We start from the raw sequence: 21,658 nt of genomic DNA, 5'->3' as shown, positions 1-21,658 counted from the left end.
CGAAGGTGAGCCGGGAAGACTGGTCGGCATTATCTTTGTCGACCCCAATCCAGGAGCTTTACTTATGGCAGACCCCACCACCGAGCCCAAACCAAAATCAGGGTTGCTCGGCCGCGGCACATACTCAGAATCACTCAGAGTCGGCGAGATCCTCCGTAAGGAAACCGTTGGCGGCATCCTGCTCGTGATCACTGCCACCGCAGCAATCATCTGGGCCAACTCCCCCGCGGCCGATAGCTACTTCGCGTTGCGGGACTTCACCTTCGGCTACGAGCCGTGGCATCTGGAACTAAGCCTCGGTGCCTGGGCGGCTGACGGCCTGCTGGCTGTCTTCTTCTTTCTTGTTGGTCTCGAACTGAAACGGGAATTTGTAGCAGGGGATCTGCGTAACCCACGCAAGGCGATAGTCCCGGTTGCTGCAGCAGTCGGCGGCGTCGTCGTTCCGGCCCTGGTCTATGTCGGGATCAACATCTTCAGCCCGGACACCCTCCGCGGGTGGGCCATTCCCACCGCCACCGACATCGCCTTCGCCGTCGCAGTGCTGGCCATTGTGGGATCACATCTGCCCAGCGCGCTCAGGATTTTCCTGTTGACGCTCGCTGTAGTTGACGATCTGATCGCCATTTCCATTATTGCCATCTTCTATTCGGACGATATCCAGGTCACCCCCCTGCTTCTGGCCCTCATCCCGCTGGCGCTTTACGCGGTGCTGGCGCAGAAGTATCGCGAGTTTTTTCACCTGAAACCGTCCGCTGCCTGGTTCATCCTGCTGCCCATCGGCTTTGTCGTCTGGGCCCTCGTGCACGCCGGTGGTATCCACGCGACAGTCGCTGGGGTTATCCTCGGGTTTACCGTCCCCGTGCTGCATCGAAAGGCCACCGCGGGACCTGATGCGGGGCCGGGCCTGGCGGAGCTGTTCGAACACCGGATCCGGCCACTATCCGCAGGGTTCGCCGTCCCCGTCTTCGCCTTCTTCTCTGCAGGTGTCACCATCGGCGGCTGGAGTGGGTTTGTTTCAGCGGTGACCGATCCGGTGGCGCTCGGGATCATTCTTGGCCTGGTGATCGGCAAGCCCATCGGCATTGTCGGGACCACCTGGCTGCTCACCAAACTCACCAGGGTCAACCTCGACCCTGCCCTGCGTTGGGTGGACCTGATCGGTGTGGCGCTGCTGGCGGGAATTGGCTTCACGGTCTCCCTCCTGATTGCCGATCTGAGTTTCACCCCAGACGGCTCCACCAATGATCACGCCAAGGTCGGCATCCTCACGGCGTCCATTGTTGCGGCGCTAATTGCGTCAGTCATCCTGCGAGCACGTAACAAGCGGTACAAGGCGATTGAGGCTGAGGAAAACGTCGACGACGACGGCGACGGAATCCCTGATGTTTACCAGGACAACCCAGCAAATGAAACAGTGACAGCACCTGTAGCGGAAGATGCTGCACCCGGCACCGACCGGAGCGAGCAACCACCCAGCAAGAACCGGGACGCATAACCCGGGGCGAACCATGCGATAAGGCGATTTCCGTGGCACGGAAATCGCCTTATCGCTTTAATCGGCAGGACCCGGGGTACCGCAGCCGCCAGCCTTGCGCGCCTGTGGCGAGTTGGACCCTGTCTTACCCTCCAGCTCTATCCATTGGTTTGAGTTCACTCACCGCTGCTGCCCGCCCACTGTGGGAGCTTCATGGCCAGTGCGCGGGGTGGAAATCCAGCGCATAGGGCGGTACTTCCAGCGCCCGGTCATCGTTTGAGCGCCCCGTCTTCGTCGACCCGGTAAGGTCTGTTGGCTCGTCGGTGTTGCCGTGCGTAGCGGAGCTAGGACTGTGATCCATGTTTCCCCCATGGTGAACGTCGACGGAGGATACCGTCGCAGTACAAAAAGTATGCCATTCGCCTCGGACATTTCAGCGGATGGCCCGCGGAAAACCTCCCAGAATCGACCAGCTCGCAACTCCTTGCGCCCAAGACAGCGACGACGGTGACACGGTGCAACCTCCAGAAGGTCACTAACACTGACCCGGGTGGTGGTGCGCCACAAGTAATGTATCGGCTCGCTACAGACTCATGGACCAATCGGTATTACTGTGTTTCTAATCGTCACTGATCCACCAGGAAAGAGGCACCCATGGGCAAAGCACCATCTACACCGACGGAGACTTCGCTCCTGAAAGTTCTCGGCAACTGGGACGCTTTGGCACTGGGCTTCGGTGCCATGATCGGGTTCGGCTGGGTAGTGCTGACCGGGGGCTGGATTGCCGACGCCGGCACCATGGGCGCCACCCTCGCCATGATCACGGGTGGTGTAATCATGGCCGTCGTCGGGTTGACCTACGCCGAACTCACCGCGGCGATGCCCAAAGCAGGCGGTGAGCACAACTTCCTCCTGCGAGGCATGGGTCCGCGCTGGTCCTTCATCGGGTCCTGGGCCATCACCGGCGGCTACGTCACCATTGTGGCGTTCGAAGCGGTGGCGCTCCCCCGCACCGCTCTCTACCTCTTCCCTGATCTGAATCAGGTGCCGCTGTGGGAAATCGCCGGCAGCCAGGTGCATCTCACCTGGGCCCTGGTCGGCGCCATCGCCGCCGTCGTCATTACCGGTGTCAATATCCGGGGAGTGAAGCTGGCAGGTGTGGCCCAGACCTTCGTCGTACTGCTGCTGCTGATCATCGGCTTGATGCTGATATTCGGCTCCTTTACCGGTGGATCAACCGGCAACATGGAGCCCTTCTTCACCGGAGGGTTGGGCGGATACTTCGCCGTACTGGTAGTGGTGCCGTTCCTGTTTGTGGGCTTCGATGTCATCCCGCAGTCTGCGGAGGAAGTGAACATTCCACCGCGACAGATCGGCCGTCTGGTGGTTATCGCAGTGGTTCTCGCAACCATTTGGTACGTGATGACGGTTCTCACCACGTCCTCGGCAATGCCTGCCAACGAGATCGCTCAGGCCGATATCGCGACGGCGGATGCGATGGGTGCACTATTTGGTACAGATGTAATGGCGAAGATCCTTATTGCCGGCGGTATCGCCGGGATCCTGACGTCCTGGAACTCACTGCTGTTGGGCGCGTCACGGCTGATGTATTCGATGGCCCGGTCCGGCATGCTCCCGCGATGGTTTGGCGTACTGCACCCGAAATACCGCACACCTGTCAACGCTTTGCTTTTCATCGGCGGCTTGTCGTTCCTAGCGCCGTTCTTCGGTGAGGCGATGCTGGTCTGGCTGGTGGACTCTGGCGCCCCCAGCATTGTGATCGCCTACCTTCTGGTGGCAATCGTGTTCATCATTCTGCGCCGCAAGGAACCAGCCATGGACCGGCCCCTGCGGATCGGTGGTGCAGGCAATGGTGGAGTCATTATCGGCTTCTCCGCGGTGGTGCTCTGCGTAGGCCTGCTGAGCCTGTACCTCCCGGGCATGCCCGCGGCCCTCACTCCCCCACCGTGGATCCTGTTTGGGCTCTGGTGGGTCCTTGGCCTGTTCTTCCTGTTCCGGATCCCGACCGGCGTCAAGCCCGGAGCCGACGCCGAAGAGGACCTCCTGGCAAAGCTCGGCCGGAAGGGCCGGTAGCCCAGCGGTGATCCGCCTGCCGACGAACGGGCAGGCGGATCACCCCGCATGGTGTTGCTTTCGGCTACTTACTTCTGCACAAACGAAATCAGAGCGTTGTTCCACTCGTCCGGATGGCTGACGTTGCAGCCATCCGGCGCACCCTTGTCGCAGAAACTTTCCTCATCCTTCGTCAATTCTTCGGTCATCCCGGCCGCGACGTCCTTGGTCAACGGCCCATCGGGATTCTCGACGGTCTGCATGAGGTATTGAGTTACCGTCGTAGGTGATGACTCGATACCCTGCCTCCTGGAGCGTCGGAACCTGAGCTTTGAGTCGACCTAGAGCGACTCAGCCCTGGACTGGGTCACCCACATCTCCACGGTCTACACTGAGCCTCACTGTTGACGACGATACTGTTGACGACGATGCGATGCTTCGGTACCGCACAAGAGGTCCAAAGTCCGCTTCCCCACTGGACGGCCCGCCCCAATTATGGGGAGGATAAGACTGTGCCGGGAGGGTCCGTCGAGACTAGAATAAGGGCTGGCGCCAGTTCAATCCGTTCGTCGTTCCTTTGGCTAGGAAAACGACCCGGGGAAGGGTGGAGAAGATGTCCTTTGGGGCTCTCTGGGGTGAAGAATGTTCGGGCGATGGCTAACGGAAGCGTGGCCGAGCTGGAACAGTTAGGTTCCAACGTCTGTGCGTCCTATCTGGACGCACTGCCGGTGACCGGAGCCGCGTTATCGGCGCTCGGCGGGTCCCTTCAAGAAACAACGCTGTGCGCTACTGACACCCTTTCAGGGGAACTGGATGAATTGCAGTTCGACCTGGGGGAAGGTCCACGGTGGGCGGCTATCCGGTCCCGGACACCAATATTGATACCCCAGGTGCGTCGCGCATCCCACGAGAATTGGCCCGTGTTTGGGAAGGCTCTCATGGCGACGGACGCGCAGGCGCTCTTCGTCTTCCCGTTGGTCGTTGGTGCCATGAACATTGGCGTGGTTGAACTCTATAGTTTCGACCCCGGACCTCTCAGCAATAGCGATCTCACTGTGGCAAGCTCGCTCAGCGACAGGGCGGCGTGGTCCCTGCTGCGCAGCATACTGACGCTTGAGTCCGCCGATGATTCAGTCCAGGCCGGCTCGTTGCTCTCACGACGTGAGATACATCAGGCAACCGGCATGGTGTTGGCGCAAACCGGCGGGTCGGCTGCCGATGCACTGATGATGCTGCGAGCCCACGCGTTTGCCAGCGGATCCACGCTTCGCGCAACCTGCGACTCCGTGCTGAGCAGGCAACTGGATTTCAGTTTGCAAATAGGGTGAGCAAGTAACGCCAGATTTGTTAGCATGTGCCCATGGAAATCGAGACCCGCTCGATTCGGGTCAGTGCAGCGTTCGTCAAGATTGCGGACACGCTCGTGGGTGACTATGACGTGTTGGAGCTGCTGCATACTCTCGTTGAAGAGTCTGTTGAATTGCTCGACGCCGCCGCCGCCGGGCTAATGCTGGCTGGCCCGGACGGCGTCCTGCAGGTGCTCGCGTCAACCAGCGAGGAGAGCCAACTGGTCGAGGCGCTGCAACAGGAATCTGGAGCAGGGCCGTGCGTTGACTGCTATATCACAGGGGTACCCGTGACCGTCCGTGACATTGCCGGGACTGAAGACCGGTGGCCAGACTTCAGGAGGGCCGCCGCGACCCAGGGGTTCCGTTCAGTCCATGCCTTCCCAATGAGGTTGCAGGGGCGGACTATTGGCGCGATGAACCTGTTTCGGACTGAAACCGGGGAGCTGTCCGACGAAGACGTTGCGATTGGGCAGGCCTTGGCTGACGTGTCCACCATCAGCATCCTGCAGAAAAAGACGGCATCGGAATCCGCCGTCGTCAATCAGCAACTGCAGGACGCCCTGAACAGTCGGATCGTCATTGAGCAGGCCAAGGGCATGATTGCCCACATCGATGACATTGACACTAACGAGGCATTCCGTCGGCTTCGTAACCACGCCCGCTCGAACAATAAGAATCTGCGGGAGACGGCGCAAGCTGTACTGAACCGCTCTCTCACTGTCTAGTGTCGGATTCCAGGATTTCCCGCCGTTCCTGTCGGACACATCAGGTGTGAGCGGAGTGTACTGGGTGTTGCACGTCGACCTCGATCAGTTCATCGCGGCGGTCGAAGTGTTGCGTCGCCCGGAACTCGCCGGCAAACCGATCATCGTCGGGGGTAGGGGCGATCCGGCGGAACGAGCCGTGGTGTCGACCGCATCCTACGAAGCCAGGGCATTCGGCGTCGGATCGGGGATGCCCCTCCGCGTTGCCGCCAGGAAAGCACCCCAGGCGGTCATTCTGCCCGTCGACCAGGCAGCCTATCTTGCTGCGTCTGAAACGGTGATGACCACCCTGCGGGGCCAGTCGGGTGCCACAGTGCAGGTGCTGGGCTGGGATGAAGCCTTTGTTGGTATTGAGACCGACGATCCAGAAGCCTACGCCCGTCGGCTGCAAGCCGCTGTATTGGATCAAACTCGGCTCCGTTGCAGCATCGGCATCGGGGACACACTGGTTCGAGCCAAGGTCGCCACCGGTTTCGGTAAACCGGCGGGCGTCTTCCGTCTCACCGCGAAAAATTGGCTCGACGTCATGGGAACTCGACCGACGAAGGACCTTTGGGGCGTTGGCACCAAAGTCTCCGGCAGGCTGGCCAGACTCGGTATCACCACCGTGGCCGAACTTGGTGCGTCCGACCCCGAAGGTCTCGTCCCGGAGTTTGGTCCAAAAATGGGGCCCTGGTACGCGGAGCTTGGACGCGGGGACGGCACCAGCGTTGTGGATGACACTCCCTGGGTTGCCCGAGGACACAGCCGCGAAACCACCTTCCAACAGGACCTAACAGACCCCGTTCACATTAACGACGCCGTGCAGGAGCTCGCGCTGCGGGTCATGACAGAGGTATCGGCCGAGGGACGGCCAGTTGTTGGCCTCACCCTCAAGGTGAGGTACGCACCGTTCTTCACCAAGACCCACGCACGGAGGATCTCTGCGACATCAGATCGAAACGAGATACTTGCGCGTACAGCGGATCTCGCAAGCGGGATCGAGGCGGGTCGTCCCATTCGACTTCTTGGTCTGCGAGCAGAAATGGCAATGCCCGACGACGCCCGCCAGGGTCACACGCCCACACGAGGCGGCTGGTGAGTGGCATCCCCCCAGAGGAGGCTTCAGCGCGTTCGATAGCGGGCGTAGATGAGCCCAGTGGAGAACGCTCGTTCCTGAACCAACTCCAGGTCCAGTCGCACACCGGTGGGAAAGAACCGTTTGCCGCCGCCGACCACGCTGGTGGTGATGAACAGGTGATACTCATCCACCAGGCCAGCCGCAATGGCCTGGGCCGCGAGGTTTGGACCATCAACGCTGAGGTCGTGATCAGACTCGGCCTTGAGCCTGCGCACCATCTCCGGATCGAAGGTTCTCTGGATCCGGGTCTTTGTGCTGGACACCGACTCTAGTGTTGTGGAGTAAACGACCTTCTCTGCGGCCTGCCAGTCGCGGGCGTACTGCACTATATGCGGCGGCACATCCGGCTCCGCGTGTGCTGTCTCCCAGAAGACCATCGTCTCGTACATCCGCCGGCCGTAGAGGAAAGTGCGGACGGGGCGGAAGATATCCCCGATAAAAGTATGCACTTCCTGATCTTCTGCCCCTCGGCCAATGTCGCCCTTCGCTGCCTCTGCGTAACCGTCAAGCGATGTGATCATTGAGTAGATGAGCTTTGCCATCAGTCTCCTTCGCATCCGAATAGGTCTGCGCCAATCATAGGACTCCCGGTGCCCCAGAAAAGGGCACCAGGTGGGCCAATTATGGGTCCCGTTTCTGGCTGAAGCCACCGATGATGGGCCGCCACCACTGTGCAGCCGGGTTGGAGTCGATCAGGACTGTGCGGACCAGCAGGGTGAGCGGGATCGCCAGAATTGCCCCGATTGGGCCGATGACCACCGCCCAGAACAGAACGGAGACAAAGGTGACGGTCTGGCTGAGGGCGACCGCATTCCCCACGATCCTGGGTTGGATTATCGACTGCACAACGAGGTTGATCACTCCGTAGACGACGACGACCGCGACGACGGTACTCCACCCACCAACGAAAAAGCCGAACACCAGTGGAGGAATGATTGCGATGAAGTAGCCGATGTTCGGGATGAAGCTGCAGATGAACGCCAGTAGACCCCAAAGAAAAGCGCCCGGCACACCGAGCAGCAAAAGTGCCAACCAGTTGAGAACCCCCTGGGCGATCCCCAGACCGGTGGTGGCGACCATATACTTCCGCACACCGATCGCAAAGGACTGCAGAGCCTCAACCACAGCGGGGTGTTCCGGCTCCAATTCACTGAAGACTTTCGGGATAGATGTCGCGTCCATAGCCATCAGGATGAGCGTGGTGAGGATGATGACAAGTGCGAAGGTCATGCCCGTGACCGAACCGAGGATGCCACCGATAACGGCGACGATTCTTCCCGAATCCAGATTTGAAACGGCCGCCTGGATCTGTTGTTGATCGAGCCCGGTGGCAGCCAGCATGTCGGCGATCGTTTGACCGATCTCCTCGATCTGCGAAGCGTACTGTGGCAAGAGGGCTGCGAACTGCGCGAACGCCACCACGAGCGCCGCTACGAATGCGGCAAGCAGAGCAAAGACCGCTGCAATGACGGTGCCGGTGGCGACCCCCTGGGGTGTTCCATGGCGTTCAAGCGTGAGTCGCAGCGGATGCGCACAAATTGTGAGGATCAGCGCCAGAAATACCGGCGCAAAGAACCCCTGAATGGCGGAGATGCCGAACACCGTGACCGTGGCCCCACCCAGCCCGGCGAGAATGGCCGCCGACCTGTACGACCGAGCGGATACCTCACCGGCCCGTGGTTCGGAGCGAATTTCAATCGGTTCAGCGACAGCGGGACCGGGATCGGGATCGGGATCGGGCCGAATTCTTCTACGCCACCACACCATTCCGCCCTCCGGCTCCGTTGGTTTGGCCAGTATCGCTCGGGCAAATCGCTTGAGCATCACCCGATGCGGGCGATCTAGATGTTGTTGGCAGTATCCACACGGATACCAGAAAACAGCTCTGTCAACCTTTGGCCCCGCACCTGGGGCGAGCCTGTTCTGAATAAAGTGTGCATGTGTGTGCACTTAATGCTATATCTAGATGAGACAGGTCTTCAGTGCAGGTTTGATGGACAGGATTCGCATGCTTGAGGTTCTCCGGGTTGTCGCCTATCGGAGGCTGTTCACGGCACAGATTCTTGCACTGCTAGGCACGGGTTTGCTGACTGTGGCACTAGGCCTGTTGGCTTTTGATCTGGCCGGCGGGAAGGCCGGTGCGGTGTTGGGTACCGCGTTGACTATCAAAATGCTGGCCTACGTTTTCGTCGCTCCGATAATGGCTGCCCTGGTTCAGCGGTTACCCCGCAAAACGGTTCTTGTCGCGGCGGATCTGATGCGCGCGGCCATCGCACTCGCATTACCCTTCATTGACCAGGTCTGGCAGATTTATGTGCTGGTATTCCTCCTGCAATCCGCATCCGCCACGTTCACTCCGGCATTTCAGGCTCTCATACCGGTGATTCTGCCGAAGGAGAAAGATTACACCCGAGCCCTGTCGCTCTCTCGTTTGGCCTACGATCTGGAGTCGCTGCTTAGCCCACTGATCGCTGCGGTGTTGTTGACGGTCATGAGCTACCACAACCTGTTCGTCGGGACGATGGCCGGATTCTTGCTCTCCGCGATAATTGTGCTTACCACCGCGCTGCCGCGGATACCGGCACTGGATCGAACCGGATCTCTACTACACCGGACCACTTTGGGTACGCGAATATTCCTCGGCAACCCGTCCCTCCGGGGCTTGATGGCTTTGAACCTTGTGGTGGCCTCCGGGACGGCTTTGGTGCTGGTCAATACCGTCGTCTACGCCCTGGACGTATTTGGTGGGTCCACTACTGATCTGGCTGTGGCCCTCGCCTGCTATGGCGCTGGCTCAATGGTCGTTGCGCTAGCCGCTCCACGGATCCTTGAGCGGGTGACGGACCGCACCATGATGGTTCGTGGCGGCGTTATTCTGGCGCTCGCGACCGCCGCGGCCGCGGTGATCGCCTGGACCGAACAATCCTGGCTGTTACTTCTCGCTCTGTGGATGGTGCTGGGCGCGGGCACCTCAATGATCAATACGCCGTCGGCGCGGTTGCTCCGGCGCGCCGCCACCGACCGCACCCGTAGTTACCTCTTCACCGCACAGTTCTCCCTGTCACACGCCTGCTTCATCGTCACCTACCCGATCGCCGGTTGGGTTGGTGCGGGGTGGGGACAACCGGCCGCGGCAGTAGTCCTTTCTGCTCTCGCTACGCTGGGGACGGTGGCCGCGTTGCGGTTGTGGCCCGATGACCAGCACCCAGGTCCGCCTAAGGTTTCGGTTAGACAGCAGGCCCGGTAACGTGATCAATCATGAAAGCGGCCCCGCGCCGAGCCTGCATCACCCTGGCGTCCCCGACAACGTCCGCCTCGAGGCTGGCGCAGCGGTGTTCAGGATGCTTGCCGATCCGACCCGGCTGCATCTCCTGTGGATCCTCGCCCAGGCCCCGAACGACGTCAGTTCACTCGTCGACCAGACTGGCGCATCACGGACATCTGTGAGCCAGCACCTGGCGAAACTGCGGTTTTCCGGTCTGGTGACCACCCGCAAGGAGAGCCGCAACGTGGTGTACAGCATCGTCGATGGACACCTGGCCCGGCTCGTGCAGGAGGGTCTCAATCTTGCTGACCACCGGGTCACCGGCGAGCCCACCCACGGCTGAGGCCCTCTCCCCCGGATCGATTAGCGCGGCCGACCAGGGTTAGAGTTCGGCGAGCAGCTGTTCCATTTCCTGGATTTCGGCGAGCTGGGTTTCCATGATGGTCTCGGCGAGAGCAATTGCCGCAGGGTTCTCCCCGTTATCGATTTCCTCCTGGGCCATCTCCACCGCCCCGTCGTGGTGTTCAATCATGGATTCCAGGAACAACCCGACCGCGTCGTCACCCTCGGCCGCTTCCAGATCAGCCATCTGATCTTCATCCAGCATGCCGTCCATCCCACCCATCCCGCCCATCTCGTGCCCAGCCATGCCACCGTCGGGCATGACCGGTCGGTCCCACGCTTCGAGCCAGCCGGTCATGATATCGATCTCAGGACCCTGCGCAGCCTTGATCCTGGTGGCGAGATCGGTAATCTCAGGGCTGACGTCGTCTTTGGCAAGCATCATCTCGCTCATCTCCACCGCCTGCTGGTGGTGAGGAATCATCATCTGGGCGAACATGGCATCCGCGGGATTGTGCTCGGCGGACACCACAGCACTGGATTCGGTGGGAGTGCTCTGTTCAGCAGAGGCAGACGAGTCCGCAGCCGGGGTGCTGGTGTCACTGCTGCACCCGGCGACGCTAATAACGGCGGCAATACTTAATGCTGGCAAAGAGAGATAACGCTTCATAGTGATCTGATCCTTTTGAAATATCTGATGAATAGTCTGCAGTGGTGCCCTCGAAGGGCAGGTGCGTCGCTGAGTGAGAGCCTTAGGTGGTGAAGCGTTCGGGGCTGAGGTCGATCCTGCGCAGTAGTTGCGCGTTCAATGCGACCACGATGGTGGAAATACTCATGAGCACTGCTCCCGCCGCGGGCGATAGCACGAAACCGGCGAAGGCCAACACGCCGGCGGCCAGGGGCACGGCGATCAGGTTGTATCCCGTCGCCCAGACCAGGTTCTGGATCATCTTCCGATAACTGGCCCGGGACAAATCGATCATCGCCAGGACTGATCGTGGATCGTTGCCTGCCAGCACCACGCCGGCGGATTCCATTGCGACGTCGGTCCCGGCGCCAATGGCAATTCCCACCTCTGCGCGGGCCAGTGCGGGGGCGTCATTCACGCCGTCGCCGACCATCGCCACTTTCAGGCCACGGGACTGCAGCTCCGCGACCTTGGAGTCCTTATCCTGCGGGAGCACGTCGGCGAAGACTTCGTCGATACCGAGTTCAGTCCCGACCGCGTCCGCCACCTGGCGTGCGTCCCCGGTAATCATCGCGACCTTCACGCCCCGGTCCTGCAACGCTTTCACCGCGGCCCGGGACTCATCCCGGACCCGGTCCTCGAGTCGCACGGCACCAAGCACGGTGCCGTCACGGACCACATGCAACACAGAAGCGCCACGGCCGATCCATTCCTGGACGGTATCTCTCATGTCCGACGGGGTCTCCAACTGCACTTCCCTGAGCATGTTCGGGCCACCAACAATGACCTCGGTCCCGTTGACAGTGGCTCGGACACCCCGGCCGGTCATCGACGAAAAGTCGCTTCCCCGATAACCGAACACCGCCGCTTCAGGCGTGTCCATAGCTGCGTTGACGATGGCGCGTGCCACCGGGTGTTCGCTGTCGGACTCTGCCGCCGCGGCTAACGCCAACATTTCCGCATCGGACATCGTTCCGGACGTGGTGGTGGCGGTGACGGCGTGCCGGCCCTCGGTGAGAGTGCCGGTCTTATCGAACAGCACTATGTCGACAGTGCGCATGCGCTCCAACGCCATCCTGTTCTTGATCAACACACCCGCCTTCGCCGCGCGTTCCGTCGAAATCGCGATCACCAGGGGAATCGCCAAACCAAGCGCATGCGGGCAAGCGATAACCAGGACCGTGACCGTGCGGATGACCGCATCATCGGGGCTACCCAGCAGGATCCACGCGATGAAAGTGAGGATGCCAGCGACCAGGGCAAAGTAAAACAACAAGGCAGCGGCCCTGTCAGCGAGGGCCTGCGCTTTCGACGACGAGGCCTGCGCCTCAGCAACCAGACGCTGAATCCCGGCCAGAGTGGTGTCGGCTCCGACGGCGGTCACCCGCACCCGGACCGCGTTATCGGTTGCCACAGTTCCCGCGACCACCACCTCCCCGACCGTGCGTTGCACGGTGCGGGATTCGCCGGTGATCATCGCCTCATCGAACTCGGCCACACCGTCAACGATCTCGCCATCGGCGGGTACCCGTGCGCCTGACCGGACCAAAACGACGTCGCCCGTGGCCAGCGAGCTCACGGAGACGGTTTCGATTCCCGTGTCGGTGACTTTATCTGCCTCATCGGGCAGCAGCGCGGCCAACGCATCCAAAGCCCCCGCTGCGGATCGGAGGGCACGCATTTCCATCCAGTGCCCCAACAACATGATGACCACCAGCAGCGCCAGCTCCCACCAGAAGTCCAGATTGAAATCTCCAATCCCCAGGGTGGTCACCCAGGATGCGATGAAGGCGACGCTGATGGCCATCGCAATCAGCAACATCATCCCCGGTTGCCGGGTCCGTAGTTCGGTGATCCCGCCCTTGAGGAACGGGGCACCGCCATAGAAGAAGATGATGGTACCCAGAATCGGTGAGATCCACATCGCGCCGGGGAAATCCGGCGGCGTGTAGCCGACGATCATGGCGAACATATGGCTGAACAACACCACCGGAACACTCAAGACCAAACTCAACCAGAACTTGTTCTTAAACATTGCGGTGGAATGCCCCGCATGCTCCCCATGAGAATGCACCTCATGGTCCTCGCCCTTTTTCACCTTCGGAGTTGATTCTGCAGCTGGAGTACTGGACATGATGGTCCCCTAACAAACGCAATGGTGTCATTTAGAAGTCAACGGGTGCAGCGCCCGGCAGTCATTCCGCGGGCTACAGCCGCATCAAAAGACCTTCAAGGAGTAAGCGGCCCTCTTGGGGCTCGGACTTCCCGCTCGGTACCCTGACACTATACCCCCTAGGGGTATTGGTCAAGGATGAGCTGCGGCATTGTGATCGCCGTTTCGCATCCGTAGCGCGACGACAAGTCCCGAGAGTGCGGTGACGAGCGCGACGACCGCCACAGCAGCCGGAATACCGTAAGCGTCCGCGATGACGCCGGAGAGGAGGGCCCCGACGGCGAAGCCGCCGTCGCGCCACAACCGGTAAACCCCCACCGAGCGGGCCCTCCACTCGGGGTGCGCGACATCGCCTATCGCAGCCAGCAATGTGGGGTAGACCATCGCGGTGCCTGCACCAAGCAGGATGACGGCGGCAAGCCAGGTTCCGAACTCAGTTCCAGCAGCGACCATGACCAAGGCGACTGCTTGAACTAGCATCCCCGCGACAATCAACGGCTTGCGACCGATTCGATCTGACAAACCGCCAGTGATCAATTGTCCGGCCCCCCAGACAGCTGGATAGACGGCAGCAAGAATACCGATACGTTCAAGTCCCAGACCCGCTGTGGCGAAAAGGATGGGAAACAGCCCCCAGGCGAGACCATCGTTCAGGTTATTCACCATGCCGGCCTGGCTCACTGAGGACAGGGATTTGTCCCGGAAACTCGTCAGGGTGAAGACGGCACGGCTGCTCAGCCCTGCTTCGGTGCCGGCATGGACGCTGACATGCCGAGCCGCTTCGGCTTTGGCGTGGTGATGGGTTTCGCGGATGGTCAGGGCGGATAGCCCGAGCCCAAGAGCAATGAAGACGGCACCCAGCAGGAACGGTCCGGGACGTAACCCATAGGTCGATGCTATGTAGCCGGTGGCCAGTGCTGCACCCGCGACGCCGAGGTAGCCAGCCGCTTCGTTCAGGCCCATCGCCAGTCCTCGGCGTTCGGGACCCACAAGGTCCATTTTCATCATGACGGTGATTGACCAGGTTAGGCCCTGGCTGATGCCGAGGACGACGTTGGCTGCCACAATCCACCCCCAGGACGGCCCGAAGATCAGCAGGAGTGGGACCGGCAATGCGATCAGCCAGCCGGAAATGAGGACGGGTTTGCGCCCGTAGCGGTCTGCGAGAGTGCCGGCAAAATAGTTGGTTGCAGCCTTCGCGAGACCGAACGCGAGAATATAGGTCAGCGCGGAGGTGTAGAGCTCGAGGTGGAAGACCTTCTCGGCCAGCAGGGGCAGCACCGTCCGCTCCTGGCCAAGAGTGCCACCCACCAGGGCATTGACTGCGACGAGGAGCATGAACTGCGCCAAATTCTGCCGCAATCCCAGCTCTATTGCAGCGCCCTGTTTAGGTGGCGACGAGTTTCTGCCGGGTTTCACGGATATTCTCCTGTCACGGACCAATGGCCGAGGTTAAATGCTGTGGCGGCGACCGGATTGACCGTGCCGCCGCCACAGCTCAAGGACTGAGCTGGCTCTGTTTACTTGGCGGAAACAGTTTCCTGCTGCTTCCAGCTGGCCCATCCCGCGTAGCTTCCGTCGAGTTCGACGACGTCGTACCCTGCGCGACGAAGGCCGCTGGCCGCCACGGAGTTCCGCACTCCGGACTGGCAGTACGTGACAATGGTTCCTTCACCTGGCAGTTCATCCAGGTTCCACATAGCACGGCCACCGCTGAGCTGGTGCGAGCCGGGGATGTGCCCGGCAGTGTGTTCGGTGCGGTTGCGGACATCCAGCACCATGGCGGCGTCGAAATCGTCCAATTCCGCAGGCTGGATCAGCTTCGGGGTGTTCGTGGGAAGCCCGTCAATGCTGGTGACGTAGCCGCCAACCTTGTCGATGCCTACCCGGACCAGGTGATCCCACATGTCCTGCGCCATTTCTTGATCGGCGGCCAGAAGCACCAGCGGATTCTTGTCCGTTTCCGGGTTGACCACCCATGCTCCGTAGCTTGCCACTGACTTGCCGGCAGGAACGTTCAGGGAGCGGGCAACCGTGCCCTCATGCACCTCGGTATGTGACCGGGTGTCGATGAAGGTAACCTGATCGTCGGCTAGCTTTGCGGCGACGTCGGCGATGCTCAGCTCCGTCAAGGGTGCTCGCTGGCCCATGACTACTGGACCTTCACGATTCTCCCTCTTCATTCGACCGAAGTAGGCGTGAGCATCGGGCTGTCCATCAAGCAGTTCGTCGATGAAGCCCTGTTCGTCATTGGCCGCGAGATACGGTCCCCACCAGGCGTACAGGCGCTCGTATCCCACAGTGGAGGACGGGATTGCCCCGAGGGCCTTACCGCAGGCACTGCCGGCACCGTGGGCAGGGTGGACCTGGACATAGTCGGGCAGGGTCAGAAACTTATCCCGCAGGCTGGTGAACAACTGCTTGGCACCCTCGAATCGGGTATCAACGCCGCCCGCTGCCTCATCCAGCAGATCGGGGCGCCCCAAATCTCCCGAGAATACAAAGTCCCCCGACAGCAGGAAGCCGGGTTCGGAGCTGAAAGCTCCGTCGGTCACCAGGAAGGACAGGTGCTCCGGGGTATGGCCAGGGGTATGAACGGCCTTGATGGTGATGTTGCCGATGACAATTTTGTCGCCGTCGTAGAGCCGTTCGCCGTCAAATTCGTACTGCCAGTCGGGGCCACCTTCACCGGAGACGTAAATCTTTGCACCGGTGGCGGCCGCGAGTTCGCGGGTACCTGAGAGGTAGTCGGCATGGATGTGGGTTTCAGTGACGGCGATGATCTCCATGCCGTTCTTTTTGGCCAGATCCTGGTAGACGGCAATGTCGCGGCGGCCGTCGACAACTACCGCGGTGCCGTTGGCCTGGCAGCCAATCAGGTAGCTCGCCTGTGCGAGGTCTTCATCGTAAATACGCTCGATAAGCATCTGCTGATCTCCTTCGTTCGTGGTCTTGATCTATTACTACTGTAATACCCCTAGGGGTATATGGCAAGGCGAAATTCTTCTATGCTTCACGCTCTGGAGCACGCCCCCATGGCGGCCATCGGCGGAATGGGTTAGGTAGTTGGAAGGCCGGCCTTGGTCCAGGCAGACATTCCACCGGCCATCGTGTCGGCGGTAAACCCTGCGCCGTTCAGCGCGTCGGCAACCCGGGCGGAGCGGTTGCCGCTCCGGCACACGGCGATCACATGAACCGAGGGATTCAGTTCGGACAGTCGCGCCTGCAACTCGCCCATCGGGATATGCAACGCCCCGGGGATCATGCCCTCGGCTACCTCAAAATCTTCCCGAACATCGAGGATGATCGACTCTGAACGGCGTTGGTCGGCCTCGTTGATGGTAATTTCAGCCATGGTTTTCTCCTTCAATAGTTCATTAGGGTGTGGCAGCGGTCAGGTCTTGCCCGCCGAACGATTGGATTGCGGGTGGGCCCACAGGTCTCGCCTAGCGTGGGCTGTGATTCAGGCGGGCGACGGGGCCTTCTCGCGTCGTGGCCCGTCAGGCTTGCGAAGGGGACACGATTTGAGGAAGAACCAGCAGGCCACAACGCCGACTGCCGCGAGTGTGGCAACCCCAGCAACAAAGAACCACCGCAGGTCAGCGGGTGCCTGCTGAATGAGTACAAACGTGCCCATTGCCAGAACGAACCACCCAAAAGCCTTCCGCAGGGCCACCTCGGGAATTCGCCCGGCCAGTCTGGAGCCAATTAGGGTGCCCACGACGGCCGCCGCGGTCACGGCCAGGGTGATACCCCAGTCGATCTGCACCGTCGTCAGATACCCAGCGAGTCCGGCGAAGGACTTCATGGCGATGACGACGAGCGAGGTACCGACGGCAATCGACATCGGCAAGCCACCGAGCAATGCCAACGCTGGAACGACGAGGAATCCGCCGCCTGCGCCGACTAGTCCAGTCACAAGCCCCACAACAGCCCCATCCAGCAGCACTCTGCCGATAGGAAGTTCGTGCTTGACTGGCTCACCGCTGTCCGTCGATTTTTTCTTACGTCCGCGAAGCATCGCCACGGAGGTGGCGACCATCATGAGCGCAAAGGCAATGAGCAGGATCTGCCCCGGGATTTGGCCACCCAGGAGACCGCCGGCAAATGCACCGACCATTCCGGCCGCGCCAAAGATCAAGCCGGTTCGCCACATCACCCTCCCCCCACGGGCGTGACTGATGACACTGACCGCTGATGTGACGCCGACGACGAAAAGGGAAGCGGCGATAGCCTCCTTGGCCTCAAACCCGGCGACGTAGACCAGGATTGGGACGGTGAGGATCGATCCGCCGCCACCCAGCACGCCGAGGGAGAGCCCGATCACCACAGAGAGGGCCAGAACCAGGACCAGGGTGGTGGTCATGAGGTTGTGGTCTCATCTCCGGCGTTAGCAACGGGAAGAGTCAGTATGGCACTTTCGCGTGTGGGATCAACAGCGGCCCTGTTCCACGGCATCGTCGAGATGGCTTTACCCATCGCACAGGTGTTGGTTGCGGCCGAGAAGGTGAGACCAGTGCCAATGACACCGGCCAACAAACGGATTTTCGGTGATACGAATTTACCTCCAGTGAGGCCCACCATCACCAGGGAACCTGCTGCGAGACGGACCTGGCGCTCTAGATCCCAGCGGTCCTTACCCTTGACTACATCTCCACCGGCGGCAGCAAATCCTGGAACACCACCGGTCAGTACATAGGCGGTGTCAATACCTGAGGTTGCTAGCCGCTGGCGGGCCTGTTCGGCGCGGATGCCCGAATGACAGACCAGCACGACGCGTGAGGCCAGGCGGGCTGCAAGCTCATCGGTGTGCTCTGACAGCAACGGCAGCGGCACGTTGTAGGAGCCGCGGATATGCATGGACTCAAATTCGGCGGCGGAGCGGACGTCGATCACGACGAGGTCCTGATGCTCTGTCGCCCATTCACGCAGAGTCCCCGGATCAAGTGCTGTGATGGAAGTGGACGTGGAAACAGGAGTCATGTGTGCCTCTCAAAAGAATGTACTGGATACCCCACCGAGTATTACAGATACCCCATGGGTATGCAAAACACCCCAGGGGGTATACGATGGATCGTACACAATCTAAGCCCTTGGAGATCTCATGCAACTTGATTCGACTGAACTAGCGCCGGTCGTCAACAGACTTAAACGTGCGCAGGGTCAGCTCGCTGCTGTTACGCGCATGCTTGAGGAGAGCAAGGACTGCAAGGACATCGTGACGCAGCTGGCCGCCGTTTCCAAGGCACTCGATAGGGCTGGTTTCGCTATTATTGCCAGCGGTCTCGAGCAGTGCATCGTTCGCGAGGACGCCACGATGGACAGGAAAGAACTCGAGAAGCTTTTCCTCTCCCTCGCCTAACCGGCATGATCTTCCCTTAGGAGAAAGCTTCAGCACATGCCTTCGCCTCGGGCGTTGCGAGTCCCGCTGCCTTCGCCTCTGGAATCACAGGCACTCATAAGTCAGCAGCGAAGAGCGCATCCTCAGCCGCGCGGGTCAGGGAACGAATTAGCTGGATCTGATCGGCTTCACTACCGTCACCGGTGTTCTTGGTGTAGATCACGAGGGCTACAGTGGAATCGCCATGGGTCAGGAGTGCAGCATCGTGGAGATCTGAACCTATCAGTCCGTACTTATGATGCACGGTGACCTCCGGACTGGCTCCTGCAGGGATTAGTTCTTCATTGTTCGTTTCCTGCATGTAGCCCAGCAGCTGAGCTGTATTCTCCCGGTTCAGCAGCTCTCCCTCATGAAGCATTGTCAGCACCCGCGCCATATCCGCGGTGGTAAGCAGATTTTCCTCGGGATCATAGGCAACACCAAGGGACTCGGCATAGTCAGTCAGTTCCGGATAACCGACCGACTGCATCAGGAGCAACCAGGCATTGTTGTCACTGTTGTTGACCATGTCCTGGATCTGGAAGCCCGCGTCTTCTTTGCCCAGGTTTTCATCGAGACTGGCTTCGCCGTCTTCGACTGAATGGTAGAAGGCTGCAGCCGTAATGATCTTTGCCGTGCTGGCAGCAAAGAACGCTGACTCTTCCCCGAAAAGTCGTGCATTATCGCCGGAAGTGTCGGCTATCGCGACCCCGACGCGGTAGTCACCTGCGGCGTCAAGGATCGCTGTGATGTCTTCATCAAGTGACTCGGGTGCTTCCGCTACGGGGGACGACGGACGCTCCGCTGAACGTTCAGCATCCGTCGGGAGCATATCGGCGGCAGAGGGTATAGCCGTCGAGGTTTCTTCGGGAGCCATGTCCGTCGGCTTCCCTGTCGCCGGAGCGCAGCCAGCACCGGCCACCAACAATACAAGTGCAGGCAAGAACGCAAACTTCTTCGTGGTGACCTCCCAGGTGGTTCGATCTTGTCATGGCCGGTACGACGCGCCGGCATCTCAACAAACCGATATTTGGCGTCTCTGTGACCTCCGGCAACACCTTGCATTCAGTGCCTCGCCTGTTACGAGCGTCCCACAGACCACCGCAGGGACAAGAACCAGTGTGCAGGTCAACCGTAGATATGAACCCTTCCAGCGGTGTCATCGGCCGCAATCCAGCTCAATGGAGTCCGCAGCAGGGGTGGGGCGACGGACCGAGTGCGCTCCTTATGGGAGCGACACTTCACAACCTTGGAGGGGTGTACTCACTAGCTGCTTGCAAAGCCTGGGAAGGGGATCTCCATTCCTGACCTTTCTGTCTTCCATTGAGCAACATCGTCATACCTGTGTGCAATAGTCGGCGTATTTGGTAGTCAATCTGACTAGACTTCTAGCTATACGAATGCCAACCTTGGTCATCCTGACCGCGCCTATTGAGGAGAACCATGGCCATCAACAAAGATCAACGTCCGATCAGGGATGCTATTGATCGCGCTGTCCTCGAAGCACTCGACGCTGACCCTCGAATGACCGTGCTGGCCATCGCGCACCGCACAGGGTTGGCCCGCGGCACGGTCCAGGCGCGCCTGGAGCGCTACGAGTCACAAGGTGCCCTGAGGGACAACAGCGTGCGCATCGCGCCAGAGGCCCTCGGCCTGTTCATATCAGCGCATGTAGCCGCAGAGCTTGACCAGCACAGGATCGATGTTGCCGTTGAAGGGCTCCGCGCCATTCCCGAAATTGTCGAATGTCTTGCACCCGCAGGAGAAACAGACCTTCTCTGCCGGGTTGTCGCTCGCGACCCGGACGACCTCTACCGAGTGTCAGAAGAGATTCGCCTCTGCCCCGGAATCCTGCGAACCAGAACCAGCATGTTTCTTCGCCAGCCCATCCCCTACCGGATGAGTCCGCTGCTTGCGACGCTGGGTGGCTAACCCAACGGATCGGTACAGCGGTTCCGCTGCGCTTCATGCCTGGTGACTGTCTACGTTCCTTATTGCTGCCCTTGCTGCTGCAGGAGGTCGGCGTGGTGAAGCGCGGCAACGTTTGGGTGGGCCCGCAACCGATAGCGCAGAGCATTATCCCCATAGGTTTCAAGGATTGGGCTGTTGGTCGGGTCCACCGACAGCCCCTGGGCCTTGGCGTGAAATTGCGGGCTCATGCGCAGTGCGGGCATGGTGGCATCCAGCGCCGGATTGTAGAAGAAGGGCAGGGAAATCCTGTCGGTTCCGGTACCAGGTGAGATGACACGGTGCAGTGTCGCCTTGAGGTAGCCGTTTGTCGCCAATTCGAGCATTTCACCGATGTTGACCACGAACGTTCCAGGAACCTGGGGTACGTCGACCCACTCTCCTTGGTATTCGACCTGGAGTCCGCCCTTTCCCGGTTCCACCAGGAGCAGTGTGAGCACTCCGCCGTCGCGGTGCGACCCGACGCCCTGTTTCGGCTCGTTGCCGGACTCCCCCGGGTAACGCACGATTTTCAGCATCGGGAAGGCGCTTGAACCAAAGGCTTCATCGAAACTGTCCTCCGGTGCACCGAGAGACACAGCAAGCGCCCGTAAAAGGTCGAGGGAGATGGCACTCAGTCGCTGTGTCCACTCAGAGACGATCTTCCGCATCTCGGGCAATTCAGCCGGCCACAAATTGGGGCCTTCCAACCGCCAGTAGTCAGCGACCCCTGCCGCCGGTTCCACAGCGTTGCGCTCGACGCCAATGTCGATCTGCTCTCGCCAGTCCACCGCCCGATCAGTCAATTCGGCGCCCATCCTCGTGTAGCCACGAAACTGGGGGCTATGAACGTTCTCCAGCTCGAGTTTTTGCTCCTCCGACAAGTCGAAGAAGCGTCTGGAGGTAGCGAGCATGGCGTCAGTGAGCTCCTGCGGGATGCCATGACCTGCCAGGTATAGGAATCCGACCTCGTGCATCGCATTGCGCAATTCGTCCCGGAAGTCCGATGCCTCCTCGGGGCCTGCGTTCAGCTGAGAGTAATCCAGGACGGGCAGTGATTCGAGTGACAAGTTCTTATAGTCC

At 60.4% G+C, this 21,658-nt stretch carries 21 protein-coding genes; 9 read left to right on the top strand and 12 right to left on the bottom strand.

Translation table 11 applies throughout. From position 1 onward, the window contains the following. Positions 1–64: 64 nt before the first annotated feature. Together nhaA and ACX80T_RS03300 are read left to right on the top strand one after the other, a co-directional pair. Positions 65–1,495, top strand: coding sequence for a Na+/H+ antiporter NhaA (gene nhaA, locus ACX80T_RS03305; protein ID WP_459303692.1), 1,431 nt, complete (start codon positions 65–67; stop codon positions 1,493–1,495). A gap of 633 nt (positions 1,496–2,128) precedes the next feature. After that, entirely contained in the window at positions 2,129–3,568 is a 1,440-nt protein-coding gene (locus ACX80T_RS03300; RefSeq protein ID WP_459303691.1) for an APC family permease, read from the top strand. A gap of 68 nt (positions 3,569–3,636) precedes the next feature. Here the strand turns inward: ACX80T_RS03300 and ACX80T_RS03295 are convergent, their stop codons facing one another. After that, positions 3,637–3,810: a hypothetical protein gene (locus tag ACX80T_RS03295; protein ID WP_459303690.1), complete on the bottom strand. Its 174-nt coding sequence runs from the start codon at positions 3,808–3,810 to the stop codon at positions 3,637–3,639. A 390-nt stretch (positions 3,811–4,200) separates the two neighbouring features. On the opposite strand from ACX80T_RS03295, the gene ACX80T_RS03290 reads away from it, so the two are divergent. Genes ACX80T_RS03290 through ACX80T_RS03280 form a run of 3 tightly spaced genes read left to right on the top strand, consistent with a single transcriptional unit; the run spans position 4,201 to position 6,741 of the window. Further along, complete coding sequence (locus tag ACX80T_RS03290) at positions 4,201–4,875, top strand: GAF and ANTAR domain-containing protein (protein ID WP_459303689.1); 675 nt, start codon at positions 4,201–4,203, stop codon at positions 4,873–4,875. A gap of 32 nt (positions 4,876–4,907) precedes the next feature. Continuing rightward, positions 4,908–5,621: a GAF and ANTAR domain-containing protein gene (locus ACX80T_RS03285; protein WP_459303688.1), complete on the top strand. Its 714-nt coding sequence runs from the start codon at positions 4,908–4,910 to the stop codon at positions 5,619–5,621. Between the two features lie 46 nt (positions 5,622–5,667). Then, on the top strand, positions 5,668–6,741 hold the full coding sequence (locus ACX80T_RS03280; protein WP_459303687.1) for a DNA polymerase IV: 1,074 nt from the start codon (positions 5,668–5,670) through the stop codon (positions 6,739–6,741). 23 nt (positions 6,742–6,764) lie between these two features. Here ACX80T_RS03280 and ACX80T_RS03275 read toward each other — a convergent pair whose 3' ends face one another. Continuing rightward, positions 6,765–7,322 carry a dihydrofolate reductase family protein gene (locus tag ACX80T_RS03275; RefSeq protein WP_116778850.1) on the bottom strand — a complete coding sequence of 186 codons (558 nt, stop codon included), beginning with the start codon at positions 7,320–7,322 and terminating at the stop codon, positions 6,765–6,767. Between the two features lie 79 nt (positions 7,323–7,401). Beyond that, complete coding sequence (locus tag ACX80T_RS03270) at positions 7,402–8,604, bottom strand: AI-2E family transporter (protein WP_459303685.1); 1,203 nt, start codon at positions 8,602–8,604, stop codon at positions 7,402–7,404. 184 nt (positions 8,605–8,788) lie between these two features. On the opposite strand from ACX80T_RS03270, the gene ACX80T_RS03265 reads away from it, so the two are divergent. Next, entirely contained in the window at positions 8,789–10,027 is a 1,239-nt protein-coding gene (locus ACX80T_RS03265) for an MFS transporter (protein WP_019481404.1), read from the top strand. A gap of 1 nt (position 10,028) precedes the next feature. Next, a complete protein-coding gene (locus ACX80T_RS03260; protein WP_019481403.1) occupies positions 10,029–10,388 on the top strand; it encodes an ArsR/SmtB family transcription factor in 360 nt (119 codons plus the stop codon). A 39-nt stretch (positions 10,389–10,427) separates the two neighbouring features. Here the strand turns inward: ACX80T_RS03260 and ACX80T_RS03255 are convergent, their stop codons facing one another. The 7 genes from ACX80T_RS03255 to ACX80T_RS03225 form a co-directional block, all read right to left on the bottom strand. Beyond that, the gene (locus ACX80T_RS03255) at positions 10,428–11,057 is read right to left on the bottom strand and encodes a DUF305 domain-containing protein (protein ID WP_459303684.1); all 630 of its coding nucleotides are present in this window, start codon (positions 11,055–11,057) and stop codon (positions 10,428–10,430) included. A gap of 82 nt (positions 11,058–11,139) precedes the next feature. Continuing rightward, positions 11,140–13,209 carry a heavy metal translocating P-type ATPase gene (locus tag ACX80T_RS03250; protein ID WP_459303683.1) on the bottom strand — a complete coding sequence of 690 codons (2,070 nt, stop codon included), beginning with the start codon at positions 13,207–13,209 and terminating at the stop codon, positions 11,140–11,142. 171 nt (positions 13,210–13,380) lie between these two features. Then, entirely contained in the window at positions 13,381–14,586 is a 1,206-nt protein-coding gene (locus ACX80T_RS03245; protein WP_459303882.1) for an MFS transporter, read from the bottom strand. Between the two features lie 182 nt (positions 14,587–14,768). After that, the gene (locus ACX80T_RS03240; RefSeq protein WP_459303682.1) at positions 14,769–16,175 is read right to left on the bottom strand and encodes an MBL fold metallo-hydrolase; all 1,407 of its coding nucleotides are present in this window, start codon (positions 16,173–16,175) and stop codon (positions 14,769–14,771) included. A gap of 131 nt (positions 16,176–16,306) precedes the next feature. Further along, positions 16,307–16,603: a rhodanese-like domain-containing protein gene (locus tag ACX80T_RS03235; protein WP_024475554.1), complete on the bottom strand. Its 297-nt coding sequence runs from the start codon at positions 16,601–16,603 to the stop codon at positions 16,307–16,309. 108 nt (positions 16,604–16,711) lie between these two features. Continuing rightward, entirely contained in the window at positions 16,712–17,614 is a 903-nt protein-coding gene (locus ACX80T_RS03230) for a sulfite exporter TauE/SafE family protein (RefSeq protein WP_459303681.1), read from the bottom strand. Beyond that, positions 17,611–18,231 carry a rhodanese-like domain-containing protein gene (locus tag ACX80T_RS03225; RefSeq protein WP_459303680.1) on the bottom strand — a complete coding sequence of 207 codons (621 nt, stop codon included), beginning with the start codon at positions 18,229–18,231 and terminating at the stop codon, positions 17,611–17,613. Before ACX80T_RS03225 ends, ACX80T_RS03230 begins: the two co-directional genes overlap by 4 nt. Before the next feature lie 121 nt (positions 18,232–18,352). On the opposite strand from ACX80T_RS03225, the gene ACX80T_RS03220 reads away from it, so the two are divergent. Next, positions 18,353–18,610 carry a metal-sensitive transcriptional regulator gene (locus ACX80T_RS03220; RefSeq protein WP_019482226.1) on the top strand — a complete coding sequence of 86 codons (258 nt, stop codon included), beginning with the start codon at positions 18,353–18,355 and terminating at the stop codon, positions 18,608–18,610. Positions 18,611–18,704: 94 nt separating this feature from the next. Here ACX80T_RS03220 and ACX80T_RS03215 read toward each other — a convergent pair whose 3' ends face one another. Then, positions 18,705–19,505 carry a serine hydrolase gene (locus ACX80T_RS03215; RefSeq protein WP_459303679.1) on the bottom strand — a complete coding sequence of 267 codons (801 nt, stop codon included), beginning with the start codon at positions 19,503–19,505 and terminating at the stop codon, positions 18,705–18,707. A 566-nt stretch (positions 19,506–20,071) separates the two neighbouring features. Between ACX80T_RS03215 and ACX80T_RS03210 the strand changes: the two genes are divergently transcribed. Beyond that, positions 20,072–20,560: an Lrp/AsnC family transcriptional regulator gene (locus ACX80T_RS03210; protein ID WP_459303678.1), complete on the top strand. Its 489-nt coding sequence runs from the start codon at positions 20,072–20,074 to the stop codon at positions 20,558–20,560. 59 nt (positions 20,561–20,619) lie between these two features. On the opposite strand, the gene ACX80T_RS03205 is transcribed toward ACX80T_RS03210, so the two are convergent. After that, complete coding sequence (locus ACX80T_RS03205) at positions 20,620–21,645, bottom strand: isopenicillin N synthase family dioxygenase (protein WP_459303677.1); 1,026 nt, start codon at positions 21,643–21,645, stop codon at positions 20,620–20,622. Positions 21,646–21,658: the final 13 nt, after the last annotated feature.

It is taken from the genome of Arthrobacter sp. Sr33 (assembly GCF_054511195.1).
Note: the sequence above shows the minus strand (reverse complement) of the source record. Positions and strands in the feature narration are given on the sequence as shown.

Bases quoted from the DNA above. Each gene is read 5' to 3' on its own strand.
- ACX80T_RS03220 (WP_019482226.1), top strand. From the start codon at position 18,353: ATGCAACTTGATTCGACTGAACTAGCGCCGGTCGTCAACAGACTTAAA.
- ACX80T_RS03270 (WP_459303685.1), bottom strand. From the start codon at position 8,604: ATGCTCAAGCGATTTGCCCGAGCGATACTGGCCAAACCAACGGAGCCG.
- ACX80T_RS03235 (WP_024475554.1), bottom strand. From the start codon at position 16,603: ATGGCTGAAATTACCATCAACGAGGCCGACCAACGCCGTTCAGAGTCG.
- ACX80T_RS03295 (WP_459303690.1), bottom strand. From the start codon at position 3,810: ATGCAGACCGTCGAGAATCCCGATGGGCCGTTGACCAAGGACGTCGCG.
- ACX80T_RS03285 (WP_459303688.1), top strand. From the start codon at position 4,908: ATGGAAATCGAGACCCGCTCGATTCGGGTCAGTGCAGCGTTCGTCAAG.
- ACX80T_RS03215 (WP_459303679.1), bottom strand. From the start codon at position 19,505: ATGGCTCCCGAAGAAACCTCGACGGCTATACCCTCTGCCGCCGATATG.
- ACX80T_RS03245 (WP_459303882.1), bottom strand. From the start codon at position 14,586: ATGCTCCTCGTCGCAGTCAATGCCCTGGTGGGTGGCACTCTTGGCCAG.
- ACX80T_RS03300 (WP_459303691.1), top strand. From the start codon at position 2,129: ATGGGCAAAGCACCATCTACACCGACGGAGACTTCGCTCCTGAAAGTT.
- ACX80T_RS03240 (WP_459303682.1), bottom strand. From the start codon at position 16,175: ATGCTTATCGAGCGTATTTACGATGAAGACCTCGCACAGGCGAGCTAC.
- ACX80T_RS03230 (WP_459303681.1), bottom strand. From the start codon at position 17,614: ATGACCACCACCCTGGTCCTGGTTCTGGCCCTCTCTGTGGTGATCGGG.
- ACX80T_RS03265 (WP_019481404.1), top strand. From the start codon at position 8,789: ATGCTTGAGGTTCTCCGGGTTGTCGCCTATCGGAGGCTGTTCACGGCA.
- ACX80T_RS03275 (WP_116778850.1), bottom strand. From the start codon at position 7,322: ATGGCAAAGCTCATCTACTCAATGATCACATCGCTTGACGGTTACGCA.
- ACX80T_RS03290 (WP_459303689.1), top strand. From the start codon at position 4,201: ATGGCTAACGGAAGCGTGGCCGAGCTGGAACAGTTAGGTTCCAACGTC.
- ACX80T_RS03225 (WP_459303680.1), bottom strand. From the start codon at position 18,231: ATGACTCCTGTTTCCACGTCCACTTCCATCACAGCACTTGATCCGGGG.
- ACX80T_RS03255 (WP_459303684.1), bottom strand. From the start codon at position 11,057: ATGAAGCGTTATCTCTCTTTGCCAGCATTAAGTATTGCCGCCGTTATT.
- ACX80T_RS03250 (WP_459303683.1), bottom strand. From the start codon at position 13,209: ATGTCCAGTACTCCAGCTGCAGAATCAACTCCGAAGGTGAAAAAGGGC.
- ACX80T_RS03210 (WP_459303678.1), top strand. From the start codon at position 20,072: ATGGCCATCAACAAAGATCAACGTCCGATCAGGGATGCTATTGATCGC.
- nhaA (WP_459303692.1), top strand. From the start codon at position 65: ATGGCAGACCCCACCACCGAGCCCAAACCAAAATCAGGGTTGCTCGGC.